This is a genomic window from Paenibacillus sp. FSL R7-0272 (assembly GCF_037969905.1).
Classification (GTDB): domain Bacteria; phylum Bacillota; class Bacilli; order Paenibacillales; family Paenibacillaceae; genus Paenibacillus; species Paenibacillus polysaccharolyticus.
In genome coordinates this window covers 1,516,693-1,530,340 of record NZ_CP150221.1, presented here as the reverse complement: position 1 = coordinate 1,530,340, position 13,648 = coordinate 1,516,693, and the positions used below count along the sequence as shown (strand labels likewise).

Below are 13,648 nucleotides of genomic sequence, written 5' to 3'. Positions count from 1 at the left end.
TCTTCTCTTATAGCATTTTTATTATGAAAGGTTTACGCGTAATCCCTTAGGTGTTAATTGCATGATTATTTCCCTGTGCCAAGAAATCCTTCTTTGAAAATATTCAATACATAGTCGAGCGTAATCGGGTCACTGTACGTCACCGCTTTGGTATCGAGCTCGATAACCTGTTTGTTCTGAACGGCCGGGATTTTACTCCAGATTCCCGACTTCATAATCTCGTTATCCCGGGTCATATCTCTACTGACCACAACGAAGTCACCCATGTACTCCGGAAGCACTTCAAGTGACAAGGAGTGGTAACCTTCTTTTAACGTATCATTCTTTACTTTTTCAGGCATGTTCAGCTTCATCGCCTGGTACAGCGCTTCCGTTCCACGTGCCCAGTGATCCCCCATGGCAAAAACTTCTTTATCAGCGATTTCGATGGTGGACACCGTTACTTTATCTCCATACTTCGCTTTAATCTCATTGCCGATCTCCCCGGCTCTTTTGGTGAAATCATCAATCCATGCTTGTGCTTCAGACTCTTTATTCAGCACTTTACCAATCTCCAGTTGCTGTTGCAAATAATCGAGTTTACCCCATGTGTATACAATCGTTGGGGCAATTTTGGAAAGTTGTTCAAGATTTTTCATATGTGAACCTGCAATGATCAAGTCAGGATTCAAAGCGGAGACACTCTCCGGATCTTCATCACTTACGATAGCAACGTCTTTTAATTTATCCTTGAACAGCGGATTTTCTGCTGTCCATTTATCTACGCCCACTGGCGTTACATCCATAGAAAGGATATTGGGACCGTTCGTCAAAGCAACGATACGTTGAGGTTTAGCCGGAATTTCCACGGGCCCTGTTTCGGATTGATACGTTATCGTATCCGAAGTATTCGCTGCTTCACTGCTTGTCCCTTCCGTTGCAGTTGCCTCTTGTTTTCCATTGTCTGATGCACCACTTGAAGCCCCGTTACCACATGCGCTGGCAATCATCGTAAATAACATCAGCACGATGAACGGTAGAATCCATTGCTTTTTCATCTGTATAGTCTCCCCTAATCGTTAATGATAATCATTATCAATTTAATGAACGAGTTGATTATATGATATGAGTCGATAGCATGTCAATCATCTTGAAACGAATTGCCGGATTCTCCTTTATCCTTTAGTTTATCGCCTGCATACACTTGTTTCGAAGAAAAATCGATTCGTTCGCAAAAAAACAACTTACAGACTTTTGCCTGTAAGCTGTTTCTATAGTGAAGAAAATAACAAGTCTTGAATTAAATTTTCCGAAGACAATCAACAGAACCCTATTTTTGTAAATACTGATCAACATATTGTTCTGCATTAATAGAACCTATGGCAATCCAGTTAGCGTAGGTCTCTCCGAACATTTTATACAGTAGTTCACTTGAATACAGACCACTTGTTTTTCCGAAAAAGAGGTATAGCTCCTTTACGGTATTCGTATGCTTTTTACCGTTCAGGTCTGTCCACTTTACCTTTTTGTTCAGGTCCACCTTACTGATGTCCTTCGTATGGATTTGTACAATCGATCCGTCGACTTTGAAGTATACAATAACACTCTTCTCATATGGATGACCTTTAAGAATACTCCAGCCTTTCATATCCCCTGTTGCCGGTACAGCATATAGTTTTCCTTTTTTAGTCGGTTTAGTCACTGTTGTACTGCTTTGTTTCTTTGGCTTTTCAATTTGGATATCCATTTTCCCTTGACCAACAGATACTTGCATCGTTTCGCCATTATTTTTTAATCCTGCTCCGAAAGCATCAGATAACACTGAAGCAGGCATTAAAGTCACGCCATTCTCTACAAGAAGTGGAGACTTTAAAGTGAGAGAATTTCCATTTAAACTAGCCTTTGTACCTGATTTAGGCAAACTCACTTGCGTAGAACCAACTTTAATTTCAAAGAGGCCCTGCTGAGCCAAATAATTGACACTGCCTCCCAAAGCTTGGACTACCTCTTTCATAGGAACAAGTGTCACACCATTTTTTAAATATCCCCCATCTATTGGGTTGTCTAAGCTTCCTGAAATGATAACTGACTTTTCTATATTTTCAACCTTAACTGTAATTTTGGAAGAACCAACTCCCAGAATTTTGACCATGCCATTGTTTAATACTTGAAGCAGGTGGGGATCACTAATAGTATAATCTGTTTTCGTAAGACCTACCGGTCTCTTATAATACGGATCATTGGCATCATGTAATGTGAATTCGTCATCATAAATAACGTAGATATTCAAATTAAACTTATCTCCTACAGAAGCCGTAATGGCAGGATCGAGCTCAACATCCTTCACTTTCAAATCCTCTGCAAACACATTGGAACTAAATAAAAGCATAAAGAACATCACAAGTAAACCCAGTTTCTTCATTCTTTCTTCTCCTTCACGTATGTAGTCTCTTTACTTCTTCACTTCTTCAAATAATCTATGTCTATTGATAACTTTGCCTCCCCTCCTTACTATACATCTTTTTTCGATATTTTTTAAAAAAATTCTTCCTTTTAGTTAATCAATTACAAAAAACCGAATGCGGCATACAGACCGCATTCAGTTTCCCACTCGTCAACCCTGCAAGGTATGAATTACTTCTTGACTGTACTATTGTACTGATTGATTTTTTCCGTAATCTGCTTCGCAGCGGCATCTAGTATCTCTTGTGGCGAACCTTGTCCATTCAGCACGGTTTCAATTGCTCCTTCGACAATTTGTCTCGCTTCTGGAAAAACATCCATAACTGCGCCGGATGTTGCTGTCGAATCGGCTGAAGCGTGCAATTGGTCGACTGCTGCCCTGGAACTGCGGATATTTCGTCATATTATCCTTTAATACTTGCTGATCGTAGGCTGCTGTCGTAATTAGGAAATATTTGCTTCTACCAATTCCATTGTTAACATAATCATGATTCTGGTCTGAAGAAAAAAGCAAGGACACTCCAACCCGGAGTTTTCCTTGCGGTAACATGATGTGTACATTCTATACTAAATATCATCGTACAGCGATGAACCTTTTTATATCGTTGCGGCCCATCCTCCCATTAACGATTCAGATGATACGGCACCGTCGTCACAATCACATCTTTATAATTAATCAGATAAGCCCGAATCATGAAGCTGGTCTGGTTATGCAGTACATTTTGCCACCAGTGCTTCGTAATAAATTGCGGTATCAGGATGGTGATATGATCGGTTTCGGCTGTTTTCCATTCCACCGTATCAATGAACTTCTTCAGCGGGCCCATAATGCTGCGGTACCTCGATTTGATTACGACCAGACGGACGCCCGGATTCCATTCTTCCCACTTCTGCTCCATCTTCCGTATAGCCTCATCATCAAAGCCGATGTACAGTGCCACCACATGATCCGACATCGTCTGGGCGTAACTGATGGTATTCATCACCACCCGAGTAATGCCCGCCACCGGAATAACGATTGTATTGCCTTTCTTGGCCGGTTTATCCACCTGAATATCGATACGCAGTTCGTCTGCGATGTTGCAGTAATGGCTGCGAATGCGCATGAACACATAAACGACCAGTGGCAGGAAGATAAAGATAACCCATGTCTGCGTGAACTTGGTGAAAATAAAAATCAGCGTAATGGACAACGTAGTCAGCATACCGATTGTATTCACGAGCAGTTTTGTTTTCCAGCCAGACGGTTTGATTTTGATCCAGCGTATCATCATGCCGAGTTGGGACAATGTAAACGGAATGAACACCCCGACCGCATAGAGCGGAATCAAGTTTCCGGTATCCCCTTTAAATCCAACGACCAGGAGTGCCGACATGACGCTGAGAAAAATAATCCCGTTCGAGAAGCCTAGACGGTCTCCTCGCACCATGAACATATGCGGCATATATTTATCCTTCGCCATCATGAAGGACAACAGCGGGAAAGCAGAGTATGCCGTATTCGCCGCGAGGAACAAGATCAGGGCTGTAACACCCTGGATAATAAAATACATCCATCCTCTGCCAAACGTAGCTTCGGCAATCTGGGAAATGACCGTTGCTTTGGGATCAGGTTTGATCCCATACCCAAAGGCTAACAGCGTAATACCGATAAACATGGCACCAAGGATGCATCCCATCAGCAGCAAGGTTCCGGCCGCATTTTTCTCCGCAGGTTGCTTGAAGTTCGGAATGGCGTTACTAACCGCCTCAACCCCGGTCAAAGCCGAGCATCCAGAGCTGAACGCTTTAAGCAGCAGAAAGATGCTGACATGCGACAGACTTGTTCCGAATTCCGGAGCCGCAGCATGCATACCACCAGTCAGAAATTTGAATCCACCCGAAATAATGAGAATCGCAATCGAAAAGATAAACAGGTAAATAGGGATCGCCAGCACCGAAGCTGACTCCGTAACCCCTCGCAGATTCATAACGGTCAGAAACACAATCATAATAAGCGCAATAATGACACTATAGTCATGCAATACAGGAAAAGCGGATGTGATCGCATCGGTACCTGCGGAAGAACTTACAGCCACAGTCAGGATATAATCGACTAGCAATGAACCCCCGGCAATCAAGCTCGGTGTGGTGCCCAGGTTATCCTTGGCTACGATATACGCGCCGCCCCCTGTAGGATAAGCAAATATGGTCTGGCGATACGAAAAAATTAAAATGACGAGCAATCCCAGCACGGCGATGGAAATCGGAACCGAGTACCACAAGGCGGCGAATCCCGCCGCAACCAGCACCAGCAAAATCTGTTCCGTACCGTAGGCCACGGATGATAAAGCATCGGAAGACAGGATGGCGAGCGCCTTCCATTTCCCCAATTTTTCTGCATCCAATTCAGCCGACTTCATTGGCTTGCCGATTAAGATTCTCTTCATTTTGCCAAGCATGATCATAACTTCCTTCCATCTCTTGTCTATAAGCTTCTTTGCTTCTCATCTGGTTAACAATGTCTGTTCTTATCTATGAAGCATAGTTATTATGCAAAATCGCAGAGCCATTGACAATACGTCATTTCACCCGAAAATCGCCAGCGCGTGATAATGCATTCTACGATTCAATATTCGATAACAAAGCCTTTCTTGCTAAGCAAAATGAACGTTTTTGACCCAAAACGACGATTGTTTGCCTGAAAAAAGAAAAAGACCTTCGGTTCAAAGAACCAAAGGCCACGATCACGATTTCATATGGTCAGCTTCATATAACACAATTGTCATATCGAGCTTGTTTACACTTCATTTTGAATGATACCGGGACGAGGAGTTACGCCAAATTGTTCTGTAAGAGCAAGTAGTTGCTCATCCGTAATCCGCTGCCTGATATCGTGACCTGCAACAAGCATGTACACTTGTGCTGCTTTTTCGATGGTCTCAATCAGACCAAACGCTTCGTCAATCGTTGTACCTGTTCCAAAAATGCCGTGCTGCGGCCAGATCACCGCGTGATACTCCCGCATTTTCTCCGCCGTTGCGCGGCCGATTTCATTCGAACCGGGCATCATCCAAGGGATGATCCCAACGCCATCTGGAAATACCACTACACATTCGGTACACATCTGCCAGAGTGTCTTGGTAAACTTGGCCTCATCCAGCTCATGGATAAAGGTCATCGCAAGTACATGTGTCGCGTGGTTGTGCATGACGACCCGGTGGTTCGGGTCTCTTTTCAAACGTTCAATATGGCTCATAAAATGGGTCGGCAGTTCACTTGTCGGGTTCGCGCCACCGTTCAGCCCCCACAATACCTCCAGCACCTGTCCATCCGCAGATACACGCAGTACACCCAGATTGCCTTCCGGGTCTGCCAGCACGTTTTTGAAATATTTGCCCGATGCCGTAACGATAAAATATTGTCCTGCCAGTTCTTGCACGGAAAAGGCAGGTGTGATAGTGCGGATCACACGATGAATGTCAATGTACGGTGCAACCTCTTCCTCTTTCAGTAAATAGCTGACATTACCGCCATTACGCTCATCCCATCCATTTTTCCACATATGCTGCGTAATCTCTGCCATCTCGCGTACAAATGGAATATTGAATCCGGCAGGTTGCTGTCTTTCGGTCTGAAGGGTCACGTTCATGTCTATCCTCTCCTATGTTCAAGTATAAAATGGGGCTGTCACGATCAAATTAAGTTCCTTTTTTCACATTCATTATACCTTTGTTTCTGTTTGTTAGTCAATAACAAACACAGATTATTATTTTATTTATTTTTGTTTATCTTTATTTTATTGTAAAACGTCGAAAACAAGCAAAAAAATACCCCGCCGTCGCCCGGCAGGGTCAGTCACACATCTATTTAACACGAGAAGGGGTTTACAAGAGTTATCATATCCTTCCCACCTTAATAGAAGCTGAACGCGAAATAAAAAATGCATGAAAACGACTCAAGATAAGATACCCTAGAACGTTAATCAGCGGGCAGTATTATTTTTCCGTAATCTATAGAAAGGCTTCATCACACCTGTTGCTTCATCCCGTCGTTCGTGCATTTGCTCAAATCCCAGTTGGCTCAAAATGTGACATGCCGCTTTATTATCCGGATGATGACTTGCCACCAGCGTCGCTACCTCTAATTTGTCAAAAGCATAACGAACAACAGCCTGCGCCGCTTCTTGCGCATAGCCTTGTCCCCAATGATCCCGAGTCAGCAGGAAACCAAGCTCATAGATGTTCTCCTCCAGATCATAAGGGCAGAGGCCACAGCAACCGATAAACACGTCTGAATCTTTCTGAAAAAGGGGCCAGTACTGCACTCCCTCCTGCTTCTCACGCTCGATCTCCTGAGTTAGCCTCGCCTCTACTTCCTCTTCGCTCAGAACCTCGTTGCCACGAACCCAACGGGTCACCTCATGATCACCCCAGAGCGCAAACGCGAGGGCACGATCACCTTCGTCCCATGTCGTAAATACAAGTCGCTGCGTTTCCAATATTTTGGTTTGCTTACGGTTCATATTCTATCAACCTCCCGAATCCCAGGCACAGTCTCAACGTGCGGTCTATACTATTCCATTAATCGTGTACGGTTCAGAGTAAACTCTCGGGCCCCAACATTTTATGTAGTTTGATACGCCTTCCCCTGTTTACGACAAGGCTTCAATATGAAAAAGTAACCCCTGCCGACCCGGTCGGCAGAGGTTCATACGTTCTACTAACATCTGATAGATTACGCCAAAGCAACTTCAATCGTACCGGAAGCAGCACCTCCCTGGTTCGCCAGCAAAGCGAAGACCAGCACCTGACTTGCAGTAATGCTCAAACTGCTGTTCACCGGAACAATATAAGTGACAACTGGAGCATTTACACGAGTGATGACGAGAGATACCGGAAACGGTCCATTGTTGTTCACCGTAACACTTGCATTGGTGCCGCCAGACAGGTTTTCATAGTAGGATTTACCCACACCTGCTGGCAGATTGTAGAACTGTAATGGTAAAAGGATGGCCATCAAAATCACCTCCTTTTTGCTTTGATACGGTATTCTATGTTTCAAATCTAGTAAAGCCACGGTGAATTGACCATGGTAGAACGTACATTTATAGCTAACATGCAAGTTTAATAGATAACGTATCCCGCGAAAAACAAAAAAAGCCCCACCGGATGATCCGGCAGAGCTGCTTGTCCAAGAACATACCCAGTAACAAACTAGGCATACAGCATAAAAAAGTTCAATTCATGGCCTTGCTGTTTGAGATAATTATAGAGCTGGGAGCGATGGTGGAACACATGTGTGAGCGTTTCGATCTGCCACTGCACCTGCAAGTGTCCATGCTCTGCATAGAAAGCTTTGGTAGAGCGGTTCAGAAAGTCCTCTTCGTTGAGACTTGTAATATATGCTTTGTACGCCTCGAAATTGCTCCATAATGTCTTTTCCAGTTGCTCAATATCCTGGTTTCCAGATAAACGGTTCTCCACTTGACTTACTTCAGCCTCACCTTTCTCTTGCATGATGACAAGATCCGAAGCCGTAATCTGAATAAAATGATGCACCAGTTCCACAAGGGAACGCATATTGTCTTGCGGACGATACGCCCAGTCCTCTGGACGAATTAGACGAATTAACGAAGCGCCTGTGCGTACGCCTGTTTCCAGTTCCGTTAACAGATGCTCTCGAATTTGCAATGTTCCATTCATGATTCATTACTCCTTTGTGATAAGTCTATGATTCATAGTATAACGGAAGATACGGCCGCATCATTGTACTTTTCGGACAACATCTGTTGATGCTCCTGAACAGCAACTAGCGGTGTATCACCGTAAAACTTGCGGAATTGCCTGATCAGATGCGCCTGATCGTAAAATCCATGCGTCTGTGCCAGTTCAGCTCCGTCCGTAGCCAGGCCTTTGCGAATGCCATGCAACACCTGATGGAAACGAACAATTTCACTAAAACGCTTGGGACTGATACCCACTTGTTCGGTCATTTTGCGATGCAACTGACGTTCACTGACAGCTTCCCCCTGGGCAATGTCTTGTATACTCAAGCGGCCATTATCCTTGAAGATCCGGTAGAGCACATTACGAAGCAGATCCTGATCAGCATGATGATGAATCGGGCTGCTACGCAGGGTCACTCGGCGGAGGAAAGACTCCATCACCTGCACACGCTGGGCAAAATCCCTCGTTTCCTCCATCTTCAATTGCAGCTCGTCCCATCGGTCTGGCCAGCAGTCTTCCAGGGGTACACGACGGTCTGTAAACAAATCCAGTGACTGACCGTGTAGAAAAGGAGCTCCCCCGGGAAAAAAGCGAACCCCAAACGTATATGCTCCCGTAGTAGGCGCTGTCAACGATAACGGAAAAGCAAAAGGCTGCATGTAATTGCCGCAATAGCTATACGTATACCTTTCTTGCTCTGGATTATAATCGATCAGAATGTCAGTGCAACCATCTGGTAATACCCGGGCAGAGGCCGGAAATTTCAACCTTAAGTCATTGACCTTAATGTCCATGTCCATTCCATCTATGCCATAATTGCCATCTTCCCTATGTTCCCGAGTTCCTGATTCCCAATAACAGGCTACATAAGGTGTAAGCACAGGGGAAGGACTATTCTCTATGTAGTATGTACGGGGGTCCATCCCATTCATCTGTACCGGACGATACAATGCGTGCAGACGAGCGTCCATGCATTTCCCTGCCTTTCCCTTTTATGCGAAAAAGAGCCTCATCTAATCGGTATCTCCCGGTATCTCTCAATATCTCTTGGTTCACATTATATTATTATGCTCATTCTTCTCTCTCATCATATCATGAGTATGATCGCTCAGCTAAACATAAAAAAAGTGCCCTGCTCGGAGGACAATCCGAACAGGGCCAGTCACACATCTATTTAACACGAGAAGGGGTTTACAAGATTTATATTAATCCCTCAACCTTAAGAGAAACTGAAATCCAGATGAAGAACAGATCAAAAAATGAACGAAGGACAGATGAAGAACAGAAGAAAAATAAGTTAGGCACTATTACTCGTCTTTTCAGCCTAAACCATGCAGTTTGCGAAATTTCTCGGGACTCATGCCTGTATGTCGTTTAAATATCGTACAGAAATAACTCGCATTTTCATACCCTACCCGGTCAGCCACTTCATAAATTCGGAGCTCCCGCTCACTGAACATCAGCTGTTTGCTACGATTGATTCGTTCCTGGTTGACATAAAACACAGGTCTGACACGAAGTGCCTTTTGAAACAACCGACATAGATATTGAGGAGATACAACAGCCACATCCGCCAGTTCCTTCAGCGACAAAGGCTGATCCAGGTGCTCTGTAATGTAACGTAGCACGGGTTTCAACCGTTCCATCTCGTCGTTATCGTTGTCCGACACAATGAGCAAAGGCTTCAGATCCAGTAGCAAGGCATACAGGTGTTTGGAACTGTCCCGATCATCGGCAGCATTCATCGCATCCCCCGTGCCTTCCTCCCTTACAAGCAACAATTCCAAAGCGTTCAGCAGTTCGGGTTTTCTAAGCTTATATACTCCTGAACTGGTGATTCCCGCATAGGCCAGTAGCTGACTTGCCTCCCGACCCTGAAAGGATACCCAAGCCAGCTCCCAGTGATCCGTAATAGGCCTATACTCATGCGGAATATCGGGGTAGGTGATAAATACCTCCCCTGGACCAACGATATATTCTCCTTCATCCTCTATAATCAGCCTGCCTTGTCCCTGAATGACCTGATGAATCTGGTAATCGGGAAAGCCTTCCGGGCGCTCCGTTTCAAATTGATGTTCCCAATACCCAACGGTCGTCATATAGACTGGTAGACGTGCGGCTTCGTCTGTTTTACCAAAAAAAATTCGTGTATTCATGCGGCATACCACGCTCTCCAACTTTAGTTTCATATTGTGATATATATGGGCAATATTCTTTATTTTCTAAGTACCTGATCAATTCTATACTGTGAATATATTATAACATGATCAAAGGAGCTGCTGATATGCGAAAGAAACTTGTGCACACCCCTCCGGCTAACGGATATCCGGAATGGAACAACAATCCCGAGACGTTTCAGGTGAATCGTCTGCCAGCCCATGCCAATATGGTAGCGTTTCCAACAATAGAAGAAGCCTTGTCCAATGAATTCACTTCGTCGCCTTGGTACCAGACGCTAAATGGTTCATGGAAGTTTAGCTTTGCTGAAACGCCAGAACAGCGCATTACTTCTTTTTACGAAGCCGGTTATGACGCAAGCAATTGGGATGAGATCGCTGTCCCATCCAACTGGCAGCTTCAAGGCTATGATTACCCTCATTACACGAACATGACGTATCCTTGGGTGGAACGCGAGCCTGAGTTAAAACCACCCTTCGCACCAGCAACCTATAACCCTGTCGGTTCCTATATTCGCACGTTCACAGTCCCTGCGGACTGGAAAGATCGTCCGGTCTTGCTGCACTTTGAAGGTGTTGAATCTGCCTTCTATGTATGGGTGAATGGAGAACTTGTTGGTTACAGTGAGGATACCTTCACACCTGCAGAGTTTGATATCACGGCATATTTGACGGAAGGTGAGAACAAGCTGGCGGTTGAGGTTTATCGCTGGTGTGATGCAAGCTGGCTGGAGAATCAAGATTTCTGGCGGCTTAGCGGTATTTTCCGCGGCGTATATCTGCACTCGCCTTCGCCGGTTCAGATCGCTGATTTCTTCGTTCGGACGGAACTCGATGATGCTCTTAAAAATGCAGAGCTACAACTGGATGTGAAGCTCTTCAATCATAACGCCGGACAGCCTGTGAACGGCTTGACGGTTCAAGCACAGCTCTATGATGCGGAGCAGAAGCTTGTTTTGGATCAGCCGCTCGCGGCAGAGGTTTCTTTTGCCAATGAAGAAGAAATAACGTTACACCTCTCTACTCCAGTTGCGAACCCGCTCTTGTGGAGTGCCGAAACGCCTAACCTGTACACATTGGTGCTGTCCATCCAGAATACTTCGGGCGAAACGGTCGAGGCTGTTCGTACCCGTGTCGGATTCCGCAGATTTGAGATCAAGGACGGCTTGATGAAAATTAACGGCAAACGCATCGTGTTCAAGGGTGTCAATCGCCACGAATTCTCGCCAGATTCAGGACGGGCCATCGGCCGTGAGGATATGATTCGTGATATCGAGCTGATGAAGGCATACAATGTCAATGCCGTGCGTACATCGCACTATCCAAACCAGACGCTCTGGTATGAGCTGTGTGACGAATACGGACTGTATGTGATTGACGAGACGAATCTGGAGACACATGGTACTTGGTACTATGGGCAAAAAGAAATGAACGACGACAACATCCCGGCAAGCAAGCCGGAATGGCGCGACAACGTCATCGATCGCTGTAACTCCATGTTCCAGCGGGACAAAAACCATGCGTCCATCATCATCTGGTCGCTTGGTAATGAATCATTTGGCGGCGATAACTTTATCGCCATGTACGACTATCTGAAACAAGCCGACCCAACAAGACTCGTTCATTATGAAGGAACTTATCACTACCGCCCTACCGATTCGGCAAGTGATATTGAATCCACGATGTATATCAGCCCGAACGATATCGAACAGTATGCACGGATGAAAGGGGACAAAAAACCTTATATCATCTGTGAATACAGCCATGCGATGGGCAACTCCTGTGGCGGTCTGCACCTGTACTGGGAAATGTTTGATAAATATGAGATTTTACAAGGGGCATTTATCTGGGATTGGGTGGATCAATCCATTCGTACCAAGACAGCAGACGGTATAGAATATCTCGCTTACGGTGGAGATTTTGGCGAGTCGCCGCATGACGGCAACTTCTGCGGTAATGGACTGATTTTGGCAGATAAAACGGTTACGCCGAAGCTGGAAGAAGTGAAAAAATGTTATCAGAACGTTCGCATGCAGGCGCTCAATCTGCAAACCGGACTGGTTCGCATCACGAATCATTTCCTGTTCACAGACCTGAACGAATATGCACTCGCCTGGACGTTGTCCCATAACGGAGTATCTGTGGAAAAAGGGCATCTGGACATTGCTGCACAGCCTGGCGAATCCGTTGAAGTCCATATCCCTTACACACCATCTTCCGACCTGTACACAGAAGCTGTTCTTACTGTCTCTCTGGAAACCAAGAAAGCTACGAAGTGGGCAGAGGCAGGACATGAGATTGGTTGGGAGCAATTCGTCGTATCTCCTCGTCTGCGTGCAATTCAGCAACCTGTTGCGGGAGCAAGTGACGCGCTTCAAGTGGAGGAACTGCAAGTTGGCGGATTGAAAGTGAATGCGGGTGAAGTCTCCATAAGCTTCAGTTCGGTTACTGGCGCACTTACTTCCTATCAGATTAACTCTCAGGAGCAATTACTGGCACCCGCTCGTGCGAACTTCTGGCGTGCGATGACCGATAACGATCTGGGTAATAAACTGAATGAACGTGCCGCTTTCTGGCGTGATGCTCATGCGACGAAAAAGCTGATTCGTTTTGAACATCATACGGATGCGCAGGGCTGTCATGTGACAACCGATTATACGTGGGATGTTAGCCCGGGAAGTACGCTGTCCATCACCTATCACATCAAGCCGAATAGCGAGCTTGAAATCAGTCAAACCCTCGTCTCCGGTGCAGGTCTGCCTGAACTTCCTGAGTTCGGTATGCTGTTTGAATTAAAAGACAGTCTGGATACGATCTCCTGGTATGGTAGAGGGCCGCATGACAACTATATCGACCGTCTGACCAGTGCACGCCTTGGCTATTACACCGGAGCCGTTCGGGATCAGTTTGTTCCTTACCTGAAACCACAGGAATGTGGTAACAAAACGGATGTCCGTTTTGCTGAGATTACATCGGCTGTAGGCGAAGATGCTGCAAAGGGCAGCATCGGGTTGCATTTTGAAGCTAACGCACCGTTTGAAATCAATGCACTGCCATGGTCGCCTGAAGAACTGGAAGCGAATGACCATGTCTACAAATTGCCAGTAAGTTCACATACCATCGCTCGTATCAACTACATGCAGATGGGTGTTGGCGGTGACGACAGCTGGAGTGCCCGTACACATCCAGAGTATACGCTGCAAGCCAATCGTCCATATCATTTTACGTTCACGGTAAAGCCTGTATAGAGCTCCCGCTCCATTTAGCTTAATTTCTTAGGTTCCATCCTCGTAACAAACACCAAAAATCCCTGTTAGCATG

10 protein-coding genes and 1 pseudogene are annotated in these 13,648 nt (G+C 45.5%); 1 reads left to right on the top strand and 10 read right to left on the bottom strand.

Annotation, left to right across the window (positions count from 1 at the left end; genetic code table 11):
- Positions 1-65: 65 nt before the first annotated feature.
- The 10 genes and pseudogenes from MKY23_RS06555 to MKY23_RS06510 all read right to left on the bottom strand — a co-directional run bounded on the left by MKY23_RS06555 (position 66) and on the right by MKY23_RS06510 (position 10,306).
- A complete protein-coding gene (locus MKY23_RS06555) occupies positions 66-1,037 on the bottom strand; it encodes an ABC transporter substrate-binding protein (RefSeq protein WP_339836465.1) in 972 nt (323 codons plus the stop codon).
- A gap of 272 nt (positions 1,038-1,309) precedes the next feature.
- A complete protein-coding gene (locus MKY23_RS06550; RefSeq protein ID WP_339836462.1) occupies positions 1,310-2,401 on the bottom strand; it encodes a copper amine oxidase N-terminal domain-containing protein in 1,092 nt (363 codons plus the stop codon).
- A gap of 212 nt (positions 2,402-2,613) precedes the next feature.
- Positions 2,614-2,918, bottom strand: a pseudogene (locus tag MKY23_RS06545) (ABC transporter substrate-binding protein); the annotation flags it as partial.
- Between the two features lie 147 nt (positions 2,919-3,065).
- Positions 3,066-4,883, bottom strand: coding sequence for an APC family permease (locus MKY23_RS06540; protein WP_090918178.1), 1,818 nt, complete (start codon positions 4,881-4,883; stop codon positions 3,066-3,068).
- Positions 4,884-5,221: 338 nt separating this feature from the next.
- Positions 5,222-6,073 (bottom strand): rhamnulose-1-phosphate aldolase, encoded by an 852-nt coding sequence (gene rhaD / locus MKY23_RS06535; RefSeq protein ID WP_339836459.1) that lies wholly within the window; start codon positions 6,071-6,073, stop codon positions 5,222-5,224.
- A 333-nt stretch (positions 6,074-6,406) separates the two neighbouring features.
- Positions 6,407-6,946: a GNAT family N-acetyltransferase gene (locus MKY23_RS06530; RefSeq protein WP_339836456.1), complete on the bottom strand. Its 540-nt coding sequence runs from the start codon at positions 6,944-6,946 to the stop codon at positions 6,407-6,409.
- Between the two features lie 212 nt (positions 6,947-7,158).
- A complete protein-coding gene (locus MKY23_RS06525; RefSeq protein ID WP_090918184.1) occupies positions 7,159-7,440 on the bottom strand; it encodes a hypothetical protein in 282 nt (93 codons plus the stop codon).
- 197 nt (positions 7,441-7,637) lie between these two features.
- On the bottom strand, positions 7,638-8,126 hold the full coding sequence (locus tag MKY23_RS06520; protein ID WP_339836452.1) for a DinB family protein: 489 nt from the start codon (positions 8,124-8,126) through the stop codon (positions 7,638-7,640).
- 32 nt (positions 8,127-8,158) lie between these two features.
- Complete coding sequence (locus MKY23_RS06515) at positions 8,159-9,121, bottom strand: helix-turn-helix domain-containing protein (RefSeq protein WP_339836450.1); 963 nt, start codon at positions 9,119-9,121, stop codon at positions 8,159-8,161.
- 348 nt (positions 9,122-9,469) lie between these two features.
- Positions 9,470-10,306: an AraC family transcriptional regulator gene (locus tag MKY23_RS06510; protein WP_251510098.1), complete on the bottom strand. Its 837-nt coding sequence runs from the start codon at positions 10,304-10,306 to the stop codon at positions 9,470-9,472.
- A 128-nt stretch (positions 10,307-10,434) separates the two neighbouring features.
- Here MKY23_RS06510 and MKY23_RS06505 point away from each other — a divergent pair, with 128 nt between their 5' ends.
- Complete coding sequence (locus tag MKY23_RS06505) at positions 10,435-13,575, top strand: glycoside hydrolase family 2 TIM barrel-domain containing protein (protein WP_339836446.1); 3,141 nt, start codon at positions 10,435-10,437, stop codon at positions 13,573-13,575.
- Positions 13,576-13,648: the final 73 nt, after the last annotated feature.